This is a genomic window from Bradyrhizobium sp. GW821-FHT13H06 (genome assembly GCF_058803975.1).
This window is the reverse complement of record NZ_JBXAPN010000003.1, coordinates 946,075-965,827: the sequence shown is the minus strand read 5'-3', so window position 1 is coordinate 965,827 and position 19,753 is coordinate 946,075. Positions and strand designations below refer to the sequence as shown.

The window sequence follows — 19,753 nt, the reverse complement described above, 5'->3', positions numbered from 1 at the left end:
TAACGAGAGCGAACCAAGCCAGCCACGGACTCGGTGCACCTCGACCGCGTGCGGGAGAGGTCGGCGCGTAGCGCCGGGTGGGGGTTTTCTCCTCTTGAACAGTCGTTCCTGGCGGAGCCTGAGCGCGCGCCTCGTCCTTCGAGACGACCGCTTCGCGGTCTCCTCAGGATGAGGCTAAGTGGCACCGATGCCCGCTGAAACTGCTGCCGCGCACTTAGCCCTCATCCTGAGGGCCCGCCAAAGGCGGGCGTCTCGAAGGATGGCCACAGGGGAAGGCTCTCAAATGCGATAGCCCTGCCCCGAAGCGGGGGAGGGAGCGTACCCTTGTGGTCGCAACGATCTCGCCCGGTTTGGTCACGCTCTCGCCGCGCCCATTCACCACGCGCGAAGTTCCCGGTCCCGCCCGCAGGCAAAGTCCGCTATTGAGGGGCGCGGCAATCGTTCCGTCCTTTCCGCGAGCATTCCGCGTTCGTCGATCCGTCTCGCCGGTGCGTGGTTCAATGCAGCTCTACCTTCCGATCGCCGATCTTCCGGTCAACGTCTTCCTGGTGCTCGTCATGGGCGCCGCGGTCGGCTTCGTCTCGGGCATGTTCGGAATCGGCGGCGGCTTCCTGATGACGCCGCTGCTGATCTTCATCGGCATCACGCCGGCGGTGGCGGTCGCCTCCGTCGCGAGCCACATCGCAGCCTCGTCCTTTTCCGGCGCGCTGTCCTACTGGCGGCGGCGCGCGATCGATCCGGCACTGGCAAGCGTCCTGCTCTGCGGCGGCGTGACCGGCACGGCGCTCGGCGTCTGGACGTTCACGCAGCTGCGCGCACTCGGCCAGCTCGACCTGATGATCGCGCTCTCCTACGTCGTGCTGCTCACCACCGTCGGCAGCCTGATGTTCTCCGAGGGCCTGCGCGCGTTGATGCGGACCCGGCGCGGCGCGCTGCCGCCGCGACGCACGCACAACTGGATCCACGGCCTGCCGCTGAAGATGCGGTTCAAGCGCTCGAAGATCTATCTCTCGGTGATTCCGGTCGTGGTGGTCGGCATCGTGATCGGCTTCATCGGCGCCATCATGGGCATCGGCGGCGGCTTCATCCTGGTGCCGATCATGATCTATCTGCTCAGGGTGCCGACCTCGACGGTGATCGGAACCTCGATGGTGCTGACGCTCGTCACCATGCTGTTCGCGACCATGCTGCACGCCGTGACCAACCACCTCGTCGACGCCGTGCTGGCGCTGATCCTGATGGTCGGCGGCGTCACCGGCGCGCAGTTCGGCGCCCGCGCCGGCCAGAAGATCCGCGGCGAGCAGCTGCGGTTGCTGCTCGGCCTGCTGATCCTTTCGGTCGGCGTCCGCTTCGCGATCGAGCTGGTGATCCAGCCCTCGGATCTCTTCACCATTCGCGAGCTCGGAGTGAGCGGATGACGCGCACGCTTCTCGCAATCGTTCTCGTCCTGCTGCTCGGCGGCGCTGCGCGGGCCGAGCGGCTGATCGTGTCGGTCTCCAACCACCGCGTCACGGTGACACCGAACTATTCCGGCGAGGAGCTGGTGCTGTTCGGCTCGGTCGAGAGGGACGCCACGACGCCCGCCGACCGCACGGCTTACGATCTCGTCGTCACCGTGAGGGGCCCGCGCGCCGACATGGTGACACGGCGCAAGGAGCGCACCTTCGGCATCTGGATCAACACCGACTACCGGCAGTTCCTGCAGGTGCCGAGCTATCTCGCGCTGTTCGCCAACCGCCCCTTCGATGCGATCACCTCGCCCGAGATCGCACGGCGGCAGCAGATCGGGCTCAACAACGTGCTGCTGACCCAGCGGGTCGGCGGCGATTACGCCGACGTGGTGCCGAACGATGCGTTCCGCTCGGCCTTCATTCGCTTGCGCACCGAGCGCGGCCTCTATCGCGAGGATCCGAGCGCGGTGACGTTCCTGACACCAACGCTGTTCCGCACCGGCATTCCACTGCCAGCGGAGGTGCCGATCGGGACCTATGAGATCGAGATCAAGCTGTTTGCGAACGGCGCATTCATCGGCAAGACCGAGACCGCGTTCGAGATCGTCAAGGTCGGCTTCGAGCAGTTCGTGGCCACCACCGCACGGCACAACGGGTTGCTGTATGGTCTGGCCACGGTAGCGATGGCGCTGATGACGGGCTGGATGGCGTCGATCGTGTTCCGGAAGGATTGATGGGCGCATACTGCCTCGTCGCCGTCATGCCCGGGCTTGTCCCGGGCATCCACGTTCTTGCGCGCGGCAACGAAGACGTGGATGGCCGGGTCAAGCCCGGCCATGACGAAGACTTCACTCACGACGCCGCCTTGGCCGGCCGCGTCACCAGATAGATCCCGAGCGCGACCGGAATGATGCCGAGCAGGTCCCGCGCCTCGACGTGCTCGCCGAGCACGAGGAACGCGAACAGCATGCCGAGCGGCGGCATCAGGAAGTGATAGGCGCTGGCGGCGGTGGCGCCGCACACCTTCAGCAGATGAAACCAGAGCCAATAGGCGAGGATCGAGCCGCCGAGCACGAGGAAGGCGAAGGCGCCGATCAGGCTCGGCGTATAGTCGATCGCATGGATATCGGCGAAGGTGAGCGCGACCGGCGTCAGCACGATGCCGGCGGCGAGGTTCTGCACGCCGTTGCCGATCCACAACGACCCCTTCGGCGCCAGCAGCTTGAACAGGATGGTGCCGGCCACGAGCGAGGCCAGCGAGGCCAGCGTGAAGACGATGCCGTGCAGCGAATCGGTGCCGACCGAGAGGCGGTGCCAGACGATCGCCGTCACGCCGATCACGCCGAGCAGGAGGCCGCTCGCCTTGCGCCAGGTCATGCCTTCGCCGAGCAGGATCGCGGCGAGCGCCGCCGTGAACACCGGATTGGCCGAGACGATCAGCCCGCCGAGACCGGCGGAGACCGATTGCAGCCCGGTATAGCCGAGGCCGAGATAGAGCGCGTTGTTGGCGATGCCAAGCACGGCGAAGATGGCGGCGTCGCGCCAGGACAATGACCAGCCGTCGCCGCGGATCAGCGTCGCGCCCAGGATCAAGATGCCGGCGAGCGAGAAACGCGCGGCGAGCAGGATCAGCGGCGGGCAATGGGTGACGCCGATCTTGCCGGCGACGAAGGCGTAGCTCCAGAGCAGGCAGAACAGGCCGATGGCGAGCGGCAGCGTGCTGAAACGGCTGGGGGCTGCGGAAAGCGAGGTGGCGAGCGACATGAGGGCATTCTCGGATGTTTTTCTTCTGGACCCCGATCTAGGGAGACCGCTTGTCATTTGGAAATTAAATGATTAACTCGACATCAGTGGATTTTCCAATGGAGGCCAGCATGCTCGACCTGGAGCTCCTGCGCAGCTTCGTCTCGGTGGTCGAGGCCGGCGGCTTCACCCGCGCCGGCGCCCGCGTCCACCGCACGCAGTCGACCGTGAGCCAGCAGATCAAGCGGCTGGAGGAGGATGTCGGCCAGTTGCTGCTGCACCGCGACGGCAAGGACGTGCGGCCGACCGAGGCCGGCGAGCGGCTGCTCTCCTATGCGCGCCGATTGCTCTCGCTCGCCGAGGAGGCGCGCGACGTGCTGCGCCAGCCTGACAGCGAAGGCGCGATCCGGCTCGGCATCCCCGAGGATTTCGCGGCGTACCGGCTGCCCAAATTGCTGGGTGCGTTCTCGCGCTCGCATCCGGGCCTGCGGCTCGACGTGCGCGCCGACCAGAGCAAGCACCTGGCCCGCGATCTCGAACGCGGCGAGCTCGACCTTGCGCTCTACAAGCGCGAGGCCGGGGGAAAGGACGCGATCGCGGTGTGGCCCGAGCGGGTGCACTGGGTCACCAGCAAGAGCCATCCGGTCGACGTCAACGTGTCGTCGGTGCCGCTGATCGGCTTTCCGCTCGGCTGCATCTATCGTGCCGGCGCCATCCACGCGCTGGAGAGCGCCGGCCGCGCCTGGCACACCGCCTATACGTCATCGAATCTCGCCGGCATCCAGGCCGCGGTCGCCGCCGGCATGGGCTTGAGCATCCTGTCGGAGATGTCGATCCAGTCCGAGCACCGCGTGCTGACGGCGAAGGAGGGCTTTGCGCCGATCAACAAGACCGAGCTCGCACTGATGGCTTCGCCGGACGCGAGCCCGGCAACGCTGCGGCTTGCGGGTCGCCTCGCTGAGTTTTGCGACACGGTGCAGACGAAGGCGGCTTGAGCCCGCCGGACCTCCGACGGCTTTCAATTCGCCGCGGACAGCAGCTTGTCGCCGCACGCATTTGCGTAGAACTTGCCGCCGCATTGGCGCTTCATCGCGGCGCAGCGGGCTGCGGGCGACGCATTCTGCGGGACCGTGAATCCGCAACTGAGACCGTCGGCGCTGCGACCGGATTTGCCGGCGGCAAACGCCGCGCCGGAGGCGCCGATGCAGACGACGAGCAGGGCCGCAGCGGCGATTTCGATCGGCAGTCGCGTCAGCAGTCTCATGGGGTCTCCTCCACACTGATGGCTGAATCTTTTGTAATCTAGCACCGAATCCCGGCTTCTCCGTGCTCGCCCGGGTTCCCAATTCGGCCCGTTCCTTGCATAAATTTGCGCCAGCGCAGTGCACCACCGCACGGGCGACAGTTCCAGTGCAAGGGCAGGACGCGTAGATTGGTAAGAGTTCTTTCGACCCAGGAAGTGACGGCTTTGCAGGATTCATCGTTCCAACCCAGTTCTCCGGCCCACGGACAGCCCATCGACGAACTCGCGCTGGCTGAGATCAAGGGCGCGATCCTGGCAAAGCTGCGCCTTGCCATCGGCAAGGACGCCGGCATGGCGACGAAACACGACTGGTACCAGGCCGCGGCGCTGGCGCTACGCGACCGCATCGTGCATCGCTGGCTGACGGCCGAGAAGCACAGCTACGATGCGGGACGCAAGCGGGTCTATTATCTCTCGCTCGAATTCCTGATCGGCCGCCTGTTCACCGACGCGCTCAACAACATGGGGCTGCTGAAGATCTTCGAGGTCGCGCTCGGCGATCTCGGCGTCTCGCTGCCGGAGCTGCGCAAGTGCGAGCCGGACGCCGCGCTCGGCAATGGCGGCCTCGGCCGCCTCGCCGCCTGCTTCATGGAGAGCATGGCGACGCTGTCGATTCCCGCGATCGGCTACGGCATCCGCTACGATTACGGCCTGTTCCGCCAGATCATCAATCAGGGCTGGCAGCAGGAATATCCCGACGAATGGCTGAGCTTCGGCAACCCCTGGGAATTGCAGCGGCCGGAGGTGATCTACGACGTCAATTTCGGCGGCGGCGTCGAGCATGTCGAGGACAAGGGCCGCGACCGCGCGATCTGGCATCCGGGCGAGACCGTGCAGGCGATCGCCTATGACACGCCGATCGTCGGCTGGCGCGGCCACCACGTCAATGCGCTGCGCCTGTGGTCGGCGCGCTCGCCCGATCCATTGAAGCTCGATGCTTTCAACAAGGGCGACTATGTCAGCGCCAGCGCCGAGCAGTCGCGCGCGGAGGCGATCTGCAAGTTCCTCTATCCGAACGACGAGAGCCCGGCGGGCCGCGAGCTGCGGCTGCGCCAGGAATATTTCTTCGTCTCCGCCTCGCTCCAGGACCTGGTGAAACGGCATCTCGCCTCCGACGGCCAGCTGCGCAACCTCGCAGGCAAGGTCGCGGTGCAGCTCAACGACACCCATCCGAGCCTTGCCGTCACCGAGCTGATGCGGATCCTCGTCGACTTGCACAATTTCCGCTGGGACGAGGCCTGGAAGATCACCGTCGCCACGCTCTCCTACACCAACCACACGCTGCTGCCCGAGGCGCTGGAGACCTGGCCGGTCGAGCTGTTCGAACGGCTGTTGCCGCGGCACCTGGAGATCATCTACCGCATCAACGTGCAGCATCTGGCGCTCGCGGAGGCGCGTTGCCCCGGCGACATCGACTTCCGCGCCTCGGTCTCGCTGATCGACGAGAAGAGCGGCCGCCGCGTGCGCATGGGCCAGCTCGCCTTCGTCGGCTCGCACCGCATCAACGGCGTCTCGGCGATGCATTCCGACCTGATGCGAGAGACCGTATTCCACGACCTCAACCATCTCTATCCCGGCCGCATCACCAACAAGACCAACGGCATCACCTTCCGCCGCTGGCTGATGCTGGCGAATCCGAAGCTGACCGACCTGTTGCGCGAGACCTGCGGCGATGCCGTGCTCGACGACCCCACCCAGCTCAGCCTGATCGAGGCGCGCGCCAGCGATGTCGAGTTCCAGAAGAAATTCCGCGGCGTCAAGCACCACAACAAGACGGCCCTGGCGCGCCTGATCGGCGAGCGGCTCGGTATCAAGGTCGATCCGAGCGCGCTGTTCGACGTGCAGATCAAGCGCATCCACGAATACAAGCGCCAGCTGCTCAACGTCATCGAGACGGTCGCGCTGTACCAGGCGATCAAGGATGACCCCAGCGGCAATTGGGTGCCGCGGGTGAAGATCTTCGCCGGCAAGGCGGCGGCAAGCTATCGCTACGCCAAGCTGATCATCAAGCTGATCAACGACGTCGCCGAGATCGTCAACAACGATCCCGCGATCGACGGCAAGCTCAAGGTCGTGTTCCTGCCCGACTACAATGTCAGCCTCGCCGAGGTGATCATTCCCGCGGCCGATCTCTCCGAGCAGATCTCCACCGCCGGCATGGAAGCCTCCGGCACCGGCAACATGAAGCTGGCGCTCAACGGCGCCATCACCATCGGCACGCTCGACGGCGCCAATATCGAGATCCGCGACCATGTCGGAGCTGAGAACATCGCGATCTTCGGCATGGAGGCCGGCGACGTGATGATCCGGCGCAAGCAGGGGCTGGACGCCTCCGACGTGATCCGCAACTCGCCGAAGCTGCAGCGCGCCATCAACGCGATCGGCGCCGGCGAGTTCTCGCCCGGCGAGCCCGGCCGCTTCGAATCGATCGCGCATGCGCTGCGCTATCTCGACCATTACATGGTCAGCGCCGATTTCGATTCCTATTACGAGGCGCAGCGCGCGGTCGATGCGCGCTGGCTGGTCTCGTCGGCATGGACACGCGCCTCCATCCTCAACGTTGCGCGCATGGCCTGGTTTTCCTCCGACCGCACCATCCGCGAATACGCCGAGGAGATCTGGAACGTGCCGGTCAATCCGACCACGCCGGTGCTGCCGGATCTGCGCGACGCCGCGGGCTGATTTTCCGCGGCGTGAAACGGCGTTACCTGCGAGGTTATTGCATCTCGCAGGGCGGATGATGATATGATCGTTATCATCCCCAAGGCGGCGCCGGTGACACGCCGCAGCAACCTCGACCAGCGTCATTGCGATCGCAGCGAAGCAATCCAGAATCTTTCCTAGGAGACAGTCTGGATTGCTTCGCTGCGCTCGCAATGACGGCGGGGAGACACTGAGGACTCCAATGCACGCCAAGCTTCCCCACCCCTTCGACGACGCCACCCGCGTCACCGCCGGCGATTCCAGCTGGCAGGGGCACACCAGCGACGATTACTGGGCCTTCGTCGGCCCATTCGGCGGCGCCACTGCCGCGACTATTTTGCGCGCGCTGATCGAGCATCCGCAGGCCGCCGGCGATCCGCTCGCCCTCACCGTCAACTACTGCGCGCCGATCGCGAAGGGTCCGTTCGATCTCGACGTGCGGCTGGTGAAGGCCAATCGCTCCAGCCAGCATTGGAGCGTCGAGCTCAGCCAGGGCGGCGGCGAGGTCGCAACGCTCGCCACCGCGGTGTTCGCCGAGCGGCGGCCGTCCTGGGAGCACCGGGTGGCGCAATATCCGGATGCAAAGCCGTTCGAGGAGACGATGCCGTTTCCCAAAATCTCGGCGTCCTGGGCCAACCAGTACGAATTCCGCTTCGTCGAGGGCGAGATGCGGATCGGCCCGCAGCAGGCCGAGCCCGCCAGCACCTATTCGAAGATCTGGATCAGCGACCGCACGCCGCGCAAGCTCGACATGCTGTCGCTGATGTCGATGTCGGACGCCTTCTTCGGCCGCATCTTCCACGCGCGCCGCGAACTCGTGCCGTTCGGCACGGTGTCGCTGACGACCTATTTCCACACCGACAGCGCAGAGCTCGCGGCTGAAGACATCACGCGCGTGCTGGCGACGGCGGACTCGAAGATCATGCACAAGAGCTACGCCGACCAGAACGCCGAACTGTGGTCGCCCAACGGCAGGCTGCTCGCGACCACGACCCAGATCGCGTATTTCAAGGCATAGGCCGTCTCCACAACGTTCGTCATTGCGAGCGCAGCGAAGCAATCCAGACCGTCTCCGCGGAAAGATTCTGGATTGCTTCGCTACGCTCGCAATGACGGTGAGAGTTGCGTACAAACAAAGAGGGCGGCCTCACGGCCGCCCTCTTGCATTGAGGACAGTGCGAGAGATCACTCCGCCGCGAGCTTCACGTCCGGCGCGGCGGCGCGCACCTCGGCGTCGACCTGGGCTTCGAACTTGGCAAAGTTCTTCTGGAACATGCCGACCAGCGCGCGGGCGGTCTTGTCGAACTCGTCCTTGTCCTTCCAGGTGTTGACCGGGTTGAGGATCTCGCTCGGCACGCCCGGCAGCGCGGTCGGGACCGCGAAGCCGAAATATTTGTCGGTGCGGAATTCGACGTTGCGCAAGCTGCCGTCGAGCGCGGCGGTGAGCAGCGCGCGCGTCACCTTGATCGGCATGCGGCTGCCTGTGCCGTACTTGCCGCCGGTCCACCCCGTGTTGACCAGCCAGCAGTCGACATTGTGCTGGGCGATGAGGTCGCGCAGCATGTTGCCGTAGACCGAGGGGTCGAGCGGCAGGAAGGGCGAACCAAAGCAGGTGGAGAATTCCGGCTGCGGCTCGTTGCCGAGACCGCGCTCGGTGCCGGCGACCTTGGCGGTGTAGCCGGAGAGGAAGTGATACATCGCCTGCGCCGGCGACAGCTTTGCGATCGGCGGCAGCACGCCGAAGGCGTCGGCGGCGAGCATCACCACGTTCTTCGGCTGCGGCGCGCGGCCGGTGCGCGAGGCGTTCGGGATGAACTCGAGCGGGTACGCCGAACGCGTGTTCTCGGTCTTGGAGCCGTCGTCGAAATCAACCACGCGGGTGTCTTCGTCGAGCACGCAGTTCTCGAGCACCGCGCCGAAGCGGGTCGAGGCCGCATAGATCTCCGGCTCGGCCTCCTTCGAGAGCTTGATGCATTTGGCATAGCAGCCGCCCTCGAAATTGAAGACGCCGTTCGGACCCCAACCGTGCTCGTCGTCGCCGATCAGCGTGCGGTTGGGATCGGCCGACAGCGTGGTCTTGCCGGTGCCCGACAGGCCGAAGAAGATCGCGGTGTCGCCCTTGGCGCCGACATTGGCCGAGCAGTGCATCGGCATCACGCCGCGCTCGGGTAGATAATAGTTCAGCGTGGTGAAGACCGACTTCTTCATCTCGCCGGCGTAATAAGACCCGCCGATCAGGACGATCTTGCGGGCGAAATCGATCGCGACCACGTTCTCCGAGCGCACGCCGTGGCGTTTAGGATCGGCGCGGAAGCTCGGCATGTCGATGATGGTGAGCTCCGGCACGAAGGTCGACAGCTCGATCGCCTCGGGGCGGATCAACAGCGTGCGGATGAACAGCGAGTGCCAGGCGAGCTCGGTGAAGACGCGCGTCTTGATCCGGTAGGCCGGGTCGGCACCACCATAGAGATCCTGCGCAAACAGCTTCTTGCCTTCGGCGTGCTTGAGGAAGTCCTGGTAGAGCGTTTCGAACTGCTCCGCGGTGATCGACTGGTTGCCGGCCCACCACATCTTCTTGTCGGTGGTGGCGTCACGGACCGTGAACTTGTCCTTCGGGCTGCGGCCGGTGAACTCGCCCGTGTCGGCGCAGAGCGCACCGTCAGCGGAGAGCACCGCCTCACCCGCTGCGAGCGAGTATTGATAGAGTTGCGGCGCACGGAGATTCCAGTGCACCTGCTTGAGATTCCTTAAGCCGAATTTGTCGGCGCCGAAGGCACCGTTGCGCACGCCCGTCTCTTGCACGAAAGAATCCTCCTAGAACCCGCGACACTCAGCGCGACAAGTTTAGCGCCACCACGGTCACCTTGATCAATGGGCCGTTCGGCCTCGGCTGAACGACGTCATAATCGTGAACGCTGGCGTTGCCAAGCTGATCCCGCAGGATTTGGTTTATTCAAGGACCGCGCCAAACGTCGCGCATGTCAGCTCTGAGCAGCCGCGGCAAAAAAGTACGAATGATCGCGCAACCAAATGCACGTTTGCGCGTTACTCGGGGTTGTTGCGATGCACAATCGCCGCGGCGCAATCTCACCTGACCTCACCTTCGCCGATCAGTGCGAACGGCCCCCACATCGCGGGATAGGCATTTCGCGGCGACGAGGCGTCATCGAGATAGGCTAACATCGCACGGCGCAAGGCTTCGGCACGACCGATCCTTGGTTCGTTCTTGAGCAGCGCGAACGTCGATGTGGTCAGGCGGGTGGCAGCTTCCGAATCCACGGCCCAATGCGAAACCAGCAGCGCGCGGGCACCTGCATAGAAGAACGAGCGCGCCAATCCCGACAGCGCCTCGGCGCCGGGCTTGTCGCCCGCGATGGTGTTGCAGGCCGACAGCACCACCCAATCGGCGTTGAGCTTGAGCTGGGCCACTTCGCTCGCGGTAAGAAGACCGTCGTCGAGCTCCGACGGCTGATCCGGAATGGAGAGTGCGAGCGAGGGCTCGCCCAGTCCCTTGACGTCGCCGGCAACGAGGCCGTGGGTGGCAAAGTAGATGATGCCGTATTGGGCAAGCGCTGCACGCTTCAGCGTCGTTTCGCTGGCATCGCGCCCGAGATGGATATCGGCCGCGGCGGCGCCGACGTCCCTCGCCACCGCATTCAGCTCGTCGGCGGTGTCGGGCAGCTGCGGCAGCGCCTGCGCCAGCCGCGCGCGATCGACGCCTGCGCCGCGCCAGAACTCGGCATAGGCCATCGTCGCGATGCTGCGCGCGGCGATCCTGCCGCTCGCGGCGCGCCGGTCGGCAGGACCTTCGGCTCCAGGGTTGAACACGGGATCGCCGAAACCGGTCATCGGCTTGACGCCGTGGTCCCTGCGGGCAAAGGCGCGCAGCGATTTCAGGCTGATCACCGACGGCAGCACCGAGACGGCCTGACGCCGCAGTAGCCAGGCGGCATCGCGATAGCCTTCGGGCCTGTCCGGGATCGCCGCCTGCGGCTTCTCCGTGACCAGCAGATGAAACGGCAATGCGGTCAGCGCGGCCGACGGCACGACCAGCAGGTTGCGCTTGTCCTTCGTCAGCGCCTCGACCGGGCCGAGCAGCGCGGTATAGAGCTCGCTCGCGAGCGCAAGATCGAACAGTCCCGATTTGCCGGAGGCATCACTCGCCTTGCCGACATCCAGCCCCCTGCGGAAGGCGGCCACCTTCTGCGCCAGTGCATCCGCTCCGAGAGAAATCTCCTTCCAGTCGACGCTCTCGCGCGTGATCGCGACGACATAGCTCTGACTGTCGACGACGGAATAGATCACCATCGCCTCGTCGGCCGAGAGCAGCGGCTGGATCTCCTTCACCGTCAGCGGCAGCGGGTTGGAGAGCGAGGCATAGTCGGGAAACTCGACGGCGAGCGTCTTCTGCAATTCATTGCGTGCGCTCGCGATCGCCGCGATCCGCGCGCGGCTGCGCTGCTCGGCCGCGACGTCGCGCTGCGCGGGCGGCTTCGACACCGCGGCGACGATCGCCTTGTCGAGCGCGTCGGATTCGGCCGCGAGATCCTGGTCCTTGCGCACGAGTTCCGCGAGCCGGTCGCTGCCGGCGGCCAACCGGACTGCGAGCTTGGTCACGGCGGAGGCGGCGGACGATTGCGTGCCGCGTTGGATCGCACCGAGTGCGTTATCGAGCGCCCTGTCGTTCGTCAGCAGCGATTGCTGCCGCGCTGCGAACAGGATCGGCAGCACCACGCGCAGCTGGGCACGATTGGCGGCGAGCGTCTTCTGCGCAAACGGCAGAGCGTCCGCCGTCCGTCCCGTCGCCTGCAGGAAATGGGCGAGATTGCTCGCCGAAGTCGCGACATCGGGATGATCCGGTCCGAGTGCACGCTCGCGGATCGCCAGGGCGCGACGATAAAGCGGCTCGGCCTCGGCATGGCGCTTCTGGTGCTGGTAGAGCCCGGCGAGATTGTTGAGCGAGCGCGCGACATCGGGGTGTTCCGGCCCCAGCACCTTTTCGCGGATCGCGAGCGAGCGCTTGATCGGAGCTTCGGCATCGGCGTCGCGATTGAGGTCGCGATCGACCTGACCGATGTTGTTCAGGACGGTTGCGACCGCGGGATGCTCGGGCCCGGCGGCTTTCTGATAGATCGCGAGCGCGCGCCGGAACAGGGGCTCGGCGTCGGCAAAGCGCTCCTGCTTCACATAGAGCGTGGCGAGATTGTTCAGAGCTCGGCCGACATCGGGATGCTCGCGCGACAGGCTCTTTTCGCTGATGGCGAGCGCGCGCTTGAACAGCGGCTCGGCTTCAGCGAAGCGGCCCTGCCGTTGAAACAGCGCGGCGAGATTGTTCAGCTCGGGCGCGATCAAGCCGGTGTCGAGGCCGAGCGACTTCTCCATCAGCGCGATGGCGCGCTTGTAGACCGGCTCGGCCAGATCGTCGCGGCCCTGGCCGGCATGGACCTGGCCGAGATTGTTGAGCGCGGCGGACAATTCGCGACCGTCGTTGGCCTTCTCCAGGCTCGCGACCATGGCCTGCGCCAGGGGCAACGCTTCGGCATATCTGCCGGCCTGATTGAGTGCGTTGATCCGCGCCCCCTGTGCGGCGAGATCGCCCTTCTGGGCGAGGGCCGGGGTGGCAAGCAAGATGGTGATCGCGAGCGCCAGACCCGCGGCCCATGCCATACGATGACGCGCCATGACCCCTCTCGCTGCGAGCCCGAAAACCATCACGGTCATGGGTCGCAGGGACGGGTCGCGGCGTTCAAGTCGTTGCGCTCTGGTCCATCTTCATGCGCGCTTCGCCAGCGAGGCGGACCAGCATCTTGCGCAGTGCCGTGCCATCCGTCACCCGCTCCGGGAAGTCCAGCCGCAACGTGGTCTGGCCGTCCTGCATGTCGAGGCCCTCGGGGTCGCAGCCGGTGCAGCGCCAGTCGCCCTCGGCGGCGTCGAGGAGCTTCGTTGCATAGAGGTTCATGGTATCGCGATGGTCGGCATTCATGTGCTCGACGGCGCCCTCTTCCGCCGACAGCAGGTCCTCGGCGCCGGTGAGGTCCGTGAGAAACTGATCGGGCCTGAGGTCGACGATCCGGCCGAAGCCGGCGACCAGATGGGTCCCGGTGGGACGGATCCGGAAGAAGGCGAAATCCTTAAACGAAACAAAGCCCTCCGCCGATGGATGGGCACTGAGATACCGTCGCTGCAGCAGAGCCTTGTCGGCATCGGCCTCCTCCGCCCGGCCGGACAGCATGATTCGGGCGCCTTCCAGGGGATCGCCGGCCACGCGCTCGTCCAGCATCAGCGAGACCCGGCTGTCGGCGAGGATGTTCCTTGTGTGCACGGCGAGGCGCGAGATCAGCAGGATCGGCGAGCCATCGGGGTGGCTGGCGAGATTGACCAGGGAACAATAGGGATCGCCGCTGCCGGTCATCAGCGTCGCCAGGGCCCCCTGCCGGGACCGCCGCAGCAGCGATTTGGCGAGCTTTCCGGGGTCGAAATCGGGAGTCGGTTGCATCGGCTTTCTCTGGTCAGGTGGTTGCATGGAGGGCCTTGTTTCGGGTAAACGAGAGGCCGGTTATGGGTCGAGATGCGGCGAATCTGCCGCGTTTCGTGGAACTTGGTCACACTTCAGCCCAGCTTGCATTGCTCGGTGACAAGGTTCGAACGCCACTTCGGCACCCATGTATGTATGCGGCGCATCACTGGATTGCTCGCCGTTTCAAGCCACGACCCAAACGGAAAGCAGAAAGCAGAGGCTCATGCCCACAATCGCTTTGGTCGACGACGACCGCAACATTCTCACATCCGTCTCGATCGCGCTGGAAGCCGAAGGCTACCGCATCATGACCTACACCGACGGCGCCTCCGCGCTCGACGGTTTCCGCACCACCCAGCCCGATCTCGCCATCCTCGACATCAAGATGCCGCGCATGGACGGCATGGAGACGCTGCGCCGCCTGCGGCAGAAATCCGACCTGCCCGTGATCTTCCTCACCTCCAAGGACGAGGAAATCGACGAGCTGTTCGGCCTCAAGATGGGCGCCGACGACTTCATCCGCAAACCGTTCTCGCAGCGCCTGCTGGTCGAGCGCGTCAAGGCGGTGCTGCGCCGCTCGGCGCCGAAGGACCCGACCGTCGCGCCGAAGGAGAACGACGCCAAGGCGCTCGACCGCGGCCTGCTGCGCATGGATCCGGAACGCCACACCTGCACCTGGAAGAACGAGCCGGTGACGCTGACCGTCACCGAATTCCTCATCCTGCAGGCGCTCGCGACCCGGCCCGGCGTGGTCAAGAGCCGCAACGCGCTGATGGACGCCGCCTATGACGACCAGGTCTATGTCGACGACCGCACCATCGACAGCCACATCAAGCGGCTGCGCAAGAAGTTCAAGGTGGTCGACAACGAGTTCGAGATGATCGAGACGCTCTACGGCGTCGGCTACCGTTTCAAGGAAGCCTGAGGCGGCTGGCGCCCTTCACGAAGATCGATGTCATCTCCGGTTCTCGTTCCATCGGGACCAGGATCGCTCTAGGATGCGGGGACCTTCGCACGAGCTGTCCTAACGCGGGCGTGAGCATTGCTTGACCGAACGCAGCCTGACTCAGACCAGAGCGCCGGGGATCTTGCATCCGACGGCGTTCCGGAGCACGTCACTGATGAGAAGCCGCAGGGCTGGCGACCGCTGAACTGGCTGAAGCGCGCCGGGCAGTTCTTCTTCGCGCTGTCCTTCTCGAGCCTGACCCGCCGCATCGTCTCGCTCAACCTTGCCGGCCTCGTCGCGCTGGTGGCGAGCATCCTGTACCTGTCGCAATTCCGCGCCGGGCTGATCGACGCGCGCGCGCAGAGCCTTTTGGTGCAGGCCGAGATCATCGCCGGCGCGATCGCGGCCTCCGCGACCGTGCAGACCAACGCCATCACCATCGACCCCGACCGGCTGCTCGACCTCAAGCCGGGCGAGACCTATGGCGGCTCGGACGAATATTCGCCGCTGGACTTCCCGATCAATCCGGAGCGCGTGGCGCCGGTGCTGCGCACGCTGATCTCGCCGACCAAGACGCGCGCCCGCATCTACGATCCGAACGGCAGCCTGCTGCTCGACAGCCGCAACCTCGAGAACGTTCTGCGCTTCGATCTGCCGCCTCCGGCCGAGAAGCCCGGTTTCGTCGAGCGCGGCATGGTCGCGGTGCGCACCTGGCTGAACCGCGGCGACCTGCCGCTTTATCGCGAGCTCGGGCCCGAGAACGGCAATGGCTATGCGGAGGTGGGGGACGCGCTGCAGGGCCAGAAACGCTCGATGGTGCGGGTCAATGCGCGCGGAGAGGTGATCGTGTCGGTCGCGGTCCCGGTGCTCCGCTCGCGCGCGATCCACGGCGCGCTGATGCTGTCGACGCAAGGCGACGACATCGACCAGATGGTCACCGCCGAGCGCCTCGCCATCCTGAAGGTCGGCGGCGTCGCGGCCGCCGTCATGATCATGCTGTCGCTGCTGCTCGCGAGCACGATCGCCGGACCCGTGCGCCGGCTCGCCGACAGCGCCGAGCGCGTCCGCCGCCGCATCAAGGCCCGCATCGAGATTCCCGACTTCACGCGCCGCCGCGACGAGATCGGGCACCTCTCCGGCGCCCTGCGCGACATGACCAGCGCGCTCTACAGCCGCATCGAAGCGATCGAGATGTTCGCCGCCGACGTCGCCCATGAATTGAAGAACCCGCTGACCTCGCTGCGCTCGGCGGTCGAGACGCTGCCGCTGGCGCGCAACGAGACCAGCCGCGCGCGCCTGCTCGAGGTGATCGAGCACGACGTCAAGCGGCTCGACCGGCTGATCTCCGACATCTCCGACGCCAGCCGCCTCGATGCCGAATTGCAGCGCCAGGACGCGATCCCCGTCGATCTGCGCCGCCTGCTGACGACGCTGGTGTCCGTCGCCAACGAGACCAAGCTCGGCCACGACGTCGCGGTCGAGACGCGCTTCGAGGGCCGCAGCCCGACCGACACCTTCGCCGTGAGCGGCCATGATTCACGGCTGGGGCAAGTGGTCTCCAACCTGCTCTCCAACGCGCAATCGTTCTCGGAAGCCGGCAGCAAGGTGCGTCTCACCTGCCGCCGCGTCCGCGGCGAGATCGAGATCGTGGTCGACGACGACGGCCCCGGCATTCGCGACGACGCGCTGGAGCGCATCTTCGAGCGCTTCTACACCGACCGTCCGCATCAGGGCTTCGGCCAGAACTCCGGCCTCGGCCTGTCGATCTCCAAGCAGATCATCGACGCCCATGGCGGACGCATCTGGGCGGAGAACCGTCCTGGCCCGCTGGATGCCGAAGGGACTCCGACGGTTGCCGGCGCGCGCTTCGTGGTCAGGCTGCCGGCCCTATGAGCGACGGCGGGCCCAGCGTTCACGCCTCGGCCGTCAAGGTCGGATCTCTGGCGGTGCTGATCCGCGGGCCGTCGGGCTCCGGCAAGTCGCGCCTTGCCTTTGATTTGATCATGGCGGGACGCTCGGGCGTGGTCGAAAGGGCCGTTCTGGTCGGTGATGACCGTGTCCATCTGGCGACAGTCGGCCATGAAATTGAGGTGCGCCCCGCGCCGGTGTTGGCTGGCCTGATCGAGATCCGGGGCTTGGGAATCCGTCGCTGCGACTTCGTGGAGCATGCGACCGTCGGTCTCGTGGTCGATCTGGACGCGGCGGACGCGGAGCGCCTGCCTGCGGCGGAATCGTTGAAAACCAGCATTTTTGGTGTCGAAATACCGCGAGTCCCGGTCGGCCGCGACCATTCGCCCCTCCTCCTGGTTGTTGCGGCCTTGACCACTACCAAGAGTTCATCTTCCGTTAACCCTACCGGCGATTGTTCGAAGGGAAATGGTAACCATATGAACCCCAGTATCGCGACCGAGTAGACCGGCGCAGCTCCCATTATCCATCCGTCTATATTCAGGGAGATACGCAACATCCCCTCTTGCGCGGGGGCTCTGGATGGTCAAAGTGGCGCGTTCGTGCGGTGCACCAAAAGCGCCCGCGAGGAGTTTTCCGATGATTGGTCTAGTACTTGTGACCCACGGGCGCCTTGCCGACGAATTCAAGGCAGCGCTTGAGCATGTCATGGGTCCACAAAAGCAAATCGAAGCGATCACGATCGGTGCCGAAGACGATTCCGATCTCTGCCGAAGCGACATCATCGAGGCGGTCAATCGCGTCGATTCCGGCGACGGCGTTGCGATCCTCACCGACATGTTCGGCGGCACGCCATCCAACCTTGCAATATCCTGCATGAGCCGGCCCAAGGTCGAAGTGCTCGCAGGGATCAACCTTCCCATGCTGGTGAAGCTCGCCAAGGTGCGCGAGGAGCGTTCGCTGCCCGACGCGATCGCGATGGCTCAGGAAGCGGGCCGCAAATACGTCACGATCGCCAGCCGCGTGCTCGCCGGCAAATGAGCGGGGAGGCGCCACAAGCGGGGACAGGCGTGCCCGCGGGCGCGATCTCCAAGGATCTCCTGATCATCAACAAGCGCGGCCTGCACGCTCGCGCCTCCGCGAAATTCGTCCAGGCGGTCGAGCGCTTCGACGCGCAGGTGTGGGTGACGCGCGGCGGCGAGACCGTCGGCGGCACCTCGATCATGGGCCTGATGATGCTCGCCGCCGGTCCCGGCACGACGATCACGGTATCGGCCGCCGGCACGGATGCCGAAGCCGCGCTCGCGGCGATCACCGAACTCGTCGAGAGCAAGTTCAACGAGGAAGGGACTTAGGCCCGATTGTCATTCCGGGGCGATGCGCAGCATCGAACCCGGAATCTCGAGGTTCTCAGGTCCGCAAATGCGCACCGTAGCTCACGCTTCGCGTGCCCCGGAACGACAATAACCCTCACTTCCCGGGCGCTGCGATGTAGACGTTCCAGGTCATCGACGGGCCCGCTCTGCCGTGGGTAAAGCGGCGCGTCGTCATCACGATGCGCTCGGCGTTCGGCGCGGTCTCGGACATCCATTTCTCGAACTTGGGCAGGCGTTCGTCGGTCGCATCGAACACGCCGATGAAGCCGTATCTCTTGATGTCGTCGAGCGAGGTCAGCCCGGAAGCCCAGGCTTCGTTCGGCGTGAACGGGCTGGGGTGATCGGGGCTGTAGAACACCATCGGCTGAATCGTCTCCATCGTTCCCGCGACGACGGCCCAGCGCGAGGCGAAGCGCGCGTGCCAGGCCTGGGTCAGCTCGCGCGCCAGCTCCGACCGCGCGCCATAGGTCGCGGTGTTGCCGCCATTGACCGCCATCTCGCGCGCGGCGATCCAGGGCGAAGCGGCGAGCGTCGCAGCGCTGAGCACGAGCCAGATCGCGGCGATGTTGAACAGCACGGCGCTCTGCACCCGCAACGCAGGAATCGCGACCAGCGCGAGCGGGACCAGAAAGAACAGCGAGATGCCCCAATCGGTCTTCATGTAGATGCTGAAGACCAGCGCGCCGAGCGGCGGGCCGAAGGCGACGATGATCTGGACGATCCAGACGTTCAGCGCCTGCGAAAGATTGACGGCGGGATTGCCGCCCCGCGCCCAGGCGCGCGTCACGACGCGCGAGGGGGCGCGCCGCAGCAACTTGACCCAGGGCGGCACCAGCGCCATGGCCAGCGCCGCGAGCGCCACCGGCAATGCCAGCAACCCGAGATTATGCAGCACATAGCCGGCGACGAGCTGATGCACCTGACCGCTGTCCTGGAGGCTGTAGGTGTCGCCGGCATAGGTCAGCGGCACGAAATGCGCGTCCGCCAGCCAGACGATGTGCGGGATCATCGCCGCGACCATCGTCGCGATCGCCACCCACGGCGCGGGCGACGACAGGAATCGCAACCGGTCGGGATGGATCAGCGCGGCGAGGCCGATGGCGCCGACCATGGTCAGCACCCAGTATTTGGTCATCAGCGCCAGCGCGCCGGCAAGGCCGAGCAGGATTCCGGATTGCCAGGTCCGCTTCTCGAATGCGTTGAGATAAGCGAGCACCAGGAGCGGCAGCGTAACGAGCTGGAGCAGGTCCGGGTTGTACTTGAAGCCCTTGAAATTGAAGATCGGGTAGAGTGCGATCATCACCACGACGAGGAACGCGCGTCGCGCATCCACCACGCGCAAGCTCACGAGCCAGCAGATCACCATGCCGACGCTCACCGTCGCCATCGCCAGCGCATAGGTCGCCCAGTCCGCCGCCGGGAACACCTTGAACCAGAGGCCGGCCACCCAGCCCGACAGCGGCGGGTGCTTGCCATAGCCCCAGAGGAATTTCTGGCCCCAGCCATAGGCTTCTGCGACGTCCATGTGAACGTCCTGCGCCGCCTTGATATTGATCAGGATGAAGGTCCAGAGCACGGCATGCAGGATGGCGAGCTGGATCACCAGCCACAGCCGCGCCTCGGGACGGACCGCGCAGGCAACCAGCCAGGCCCGGAAGCGGTTGTAACTCAAGCGGGTCTTCGCCCGCGCTCTGGCGGATGGGATCGAGGTGGTGGACATGCGCCGTTGCGTAGCGCGTTTTGGCCTGCCGTGGAATCAGCTTGGCGTGAAGAAAGGCCCTGAAAATACAGCAATATGGTTGCCGC

General features: G+C 65.5%; 16 protein-coding genes. 10 read left to right on the top strand and 6 right to left on the bottom strand.

The window, feature by feature from the left end:
- Positions 1-500: 500 nt before the first annotated feature.
- Both AC1RQP_RS16885 and AC1RQP_RS16880 read left to right on the top strand, forming a co-directional pair.
- On the top strand, positions 501-1,418 hold the full coding sequence (locus tag AC1RQP_RS16885; RefSeq protein WP_239620395.1) for a sulfite exporter TauE/SafE family protein: 918 nt from the start codon (positions 501-503) through the stop codon (positions 1,416-1,418).
- The gene (locus AC1RQP_RS16880; RefSeq protein ID WP_492937776.1) at positions 1,415-2,185 is read left to right on the top strand and encodes a TIGR02186 family protein; all 771 of its coding nucleotides are present in this window, start codon (positions 1,415-1,417) and stop codon (positions 2,183-2,185) included. Before AC1RQP_RS16885 ends, AC1RQP_RS16880 begins: the two co-directional genes overlap by 4 nt.
- Positions 2,186-2,303: 118 nt before the next feature.
- Here AC1RQP_RS16880 and AC1RQP_RS16875 read toward each other — a convergent pair whose 3' ends face one another.
- The gene (locus AC1RQP_RS16875) at positions 2,304-3,215 is read right to left on the bottom strand and encodes a DMT family transporter (protein ID WP_492937775.1); all 912 of its coding nucleotides are present in this window, start codon (positions 3,213-3,215) and stop codon (positions 2,304-2,306) included.
- Between the two features lie 110 nt (positions 3,216-3,325).
- Between AC1RQP_RS16875 and AC1RQP_RS16870 the strand changes: the two genes are divergently transcribed.
- Complete coding sequence (locus AC1RQP_RS16870; RefSeq protein ID WP_239629532.1) at positions 3,326-4,189, top strand: LysR substrate-binding domain-containing protein; 864 nt, start codon at positions 3,326-3,328, stop codon at positions 4,187-4,189.
- Between the two features lie 23 nt (positions 4,190-4,212).
- Here the strand turns inward: AC1RQP_RS16870 and AC1RQP_RS16865 are convergent, their stop codons facing one another.
- Positions 4,213-4,458, bottom strand: coding sequence for a hypothetical protein (locus AC1RQP_RS16865; protein WP_492937774.1), 246 nt, complete (start codon positions 4,456-4,458; stop codon positions 4,213-4,215).
- Between the two features lie 204 nt (positions 4,459-4,662).
- Here AC1RQP_RS16865 and AC1RQP_RS16860 point away from each other — a divergent pair, with 204 nt between their 5' ends.
- Both AC1RQP_RS16860 and AC1RQP_RS16855 read left to right on the top strand, forming a co-directional pair.
- Complete coding sequence (locus AC1RQP_RS16860; protein ID WP_492937773.1) at positions 4,663-7,179, top strand: glycogen/starch/alpha-glucan phosphorylase; 2,517 nt, start codon at positions 4,663-4,665, stop codon at positions 7,177-7,179.
- A 223-nt stretch (positions 7,180-7,402) separates the two neighbouring features.
- Entirely contained in the window at positions 7,403-8,218 is an 816-nt protein-coding gene (locus AC1RQP_RS16855; RefSeq protein ID WP_492937772.1) for an acyl-CoA thioesterase, read from the top strand.
- Positions 8,219-8,385: 167 nt separating this feature from the next.
- On the opposite strand, the gene AC1RQP_RS16850 is transcribed toward AC1RQP_RS16855, so the two are convergent.
- From AC1RQP_RS16850 to AC1RQP_RS16840, 3 genes are all read right to left on the bottom strand, one after another.
- Entirely contained in the window at positions 8,386-10,002 is a 1,617-nt protein-coding gene (locus AC1RQP_RS16850) for a phosphoenolpyruvate carboxykinase (RefSeq protein WP_492937771.1), read from the bottom strand.
- 285 nt (positions 10,003-10,287) lie between these two features.
- The gene (locus AC1RQP_RS16845; protein WP_239620386.1) at positions 10,288-12,882 is read right to left on the bottom strand and encodes a CHAT domain-containing tetratricopeptide repeat protein; all 2,595 of its coding nucleotides are present in this window, start codon (positions 12,880-12,882) and stop codon (positions 10,288-10,290) included.
- Positions 12,883-12,946: 64 nt separating this feature from the next.
- Positions 12,947-13,696: a HugZ family pyridoxamine 5'-phosphate oxidase gene (locus tag AC1RQP_RS16840; RefSeq protein WP_239620384.1), complete on the bottom strand. Its 750-nt coding sequence runs from the start codon at positions 13,694-13,696 to the stop codon at positions 12,947-12,949.
- Positions 13,697-13,940: 244 nt separating this feature from the next.
- On the opposite strand from AC1RQP_RS16840, the gene AC1RQP_RS16835 reads away from it, so the two are divergent.
- The 5 genes from AC1RQP_RS16835 (at position 13,941) to AC1RQP_RS16815 (ending at position 17,926) form a co-directional block, all read left to right on the top strand.
- A complete protein-coding gene (locus AC1RQP_RS16835) occupies positions 13,941-14,642 on the top strand; it encodes a response regulator transcription factor (protein WP_008542552.1) in 702 nt (233 codons plus the stop codon).
- A gap of 117 nt (positions 14,643-14,759) precedes the next feature.
- Complete coding sequence (locus AC1RQP_RS16830) at positions 14,760-16,556, top strand: stimulus-sensing domain-containing protein (RefSeq protein WP_492937769.1); 1,797 nt, start codon at positions 14,760-14,762, stop codon at positions 16,554-16,556.
- Positions 16,553-17,077 carry an HPr kinase/phosphorylase gene (locus AC1RQP_RS16825; RefSeq protein WP_492937767.1) on the top strand — a complete coding sequence of 175 codons (525 nt, stop codon included), beginning with the start codon at positions 16,553-16,555 and terminating at the stop codon, positions 17,075-17,077. The genes AC1RQP_RS16830 and AC1RQP_RS16825 overlap by 4 nt, the downstream gene beginning before the upstream one ends.
- Positions 17,078-17,210: 133 nt before the next feature.
- A complete protein-coding gene (locus tag AC1RQP_RS16820) occupies positions 17,211-17,612 on the top strand; it encodes a PTS sugar transporter subunit IIA (protein ID WP_024339151.1) in 402 nt (133 codons plus the stop codon).
- Positions 17,609-17,926 (top strand): HPr family phosphocarrier protein, encoded by a 318-nt coding sequence (locus AC1RQP_RS16815; RefSeq protein ID WP_197968562.1) that lies wholly within the window; start codon positions 17,609-17,611, stop codon positions 17,924-17,926. The genes AC1RQP_RS16820 and AC1RQP_RS16815 overlap by 4 nt, the downstream gene beginning before the upstream one ends.
- Before the next feature lie 115 nt (positions 17,927-18,041).
- On the opposite strand, the gene AC1RQP_RS16810 is transcribed toward AC1RQP_RS16815, so the two are convergent.
- A complete protein-coding gene (locus tag AC1RQP_RS16810) occupies positions 18,042-19,667 on the bottom strand; it encodes a glycosyltransferase family 39 protein (RefSeq protein WP_492937766.1) in 1,626 nt (541 codons plus the stop codon).
- Positions 19,668-19,753: the final 86 nt, after the last annotated feature.

Excerpts from the sequence above, each read along its gene's own strand:
- AC1RQP_RS16825 (WP_492937767.1), top strand. The coding sequence starts at position 16,553 with ATGAGCGACGGCGGGCCCAGCGTTCACGCCTCGGCCGTCAAGGTCGGA.
- AC1RQP_RS16845 (WP_239620386.1), bottom strand. The coding sequence starts at position 12,882 with ATGGCGCGTCATCGTATGGCATGGGCCGCGGGTCTGGCGCTCGCGATC.
- AC1RQP_RS16820 (WP_024339151.1), top strand. The coding sequence starts at position 17,211 with ATGATTGGTCTAGTACTTGTGACCCACGGGCGCCTTGCCGACGAATTC.
- AC1RQP_RS16835 (WP_008542552.1), top strand. The coding sequence starts at position 13,941 with ATGCCCACAATCGCTTTGGTCGACGACGACCGCAACATTCTCACATCC.
- AC1RQP_RS16865 (WP_492937774.1), bottom strand. The coding sequence starts at position 4,458 with ATGAGACTGCTGACGCGACTGCCGATCGAAATCGCCGCTGCGGCCCTG.
- AC1RQP_RS16815 (WP_197968562.1), top strand. The coding sequence starts at position 17,609 with ATGAGCGGGGAGGCGCCACAAGCGGGGACAGGCGTGCCCGCGGGCGCG.
- AC1RQP_RS16840 (WP_239620384.1), bottom strand. The coding sequence starts at position 13,696 with ATGCAACCGACTCCCGATTTCGACCCCGGAAAGCTCGCCAAATCGCTG.
- AC1RQP_RS16855 (WP_492937772.1), top strand. The coding sequence starts at position 7,403 with ATGCACGCCAAGCTTCCCCACCCCTTCGACGACGCCACCCGCGTCACC.
- AC1RQP_RS16870 (WP_239629532.1), top strand. The coding sequence starts at position 3,326 with ATGCTCGACCTGGAGCTCCTGCGCAGCTTCGTCTCGGTGGTCGAGGCC.
- AC1RQP_RS16810 (WP_492937766.1), bottom strand. The coding sequence starts at position 19,667 with ATGTCCACCACCTCGATCCCATCCGCCAGAGCGCGGGCGAAGACCCGC.
- AC1RQP_RS16885 (WP_239620395.1), top strand. The coding sequence starts at position 501 with ATGCAGCTCTACCTTCCGATCGCCGATCTTCCGGTCAACGTCTTCCTG.
- AC1RQP_RS16880 (WP_492937776.1), top strand. The coding sequence starts at position 1,415 with ATGACGCGCACGCTTCTCGCAATCGTTCTCGTCCTGCTGCTCGGCGGC.
- AC1RQP_RS16875 (WP_492937775.1), bottom strand. The coding sequence starts at position 3,215 with ATGTCGCTCGCCACCTCGCTTTCCGCAGCCCCCAGCCGTTTCAGCACG.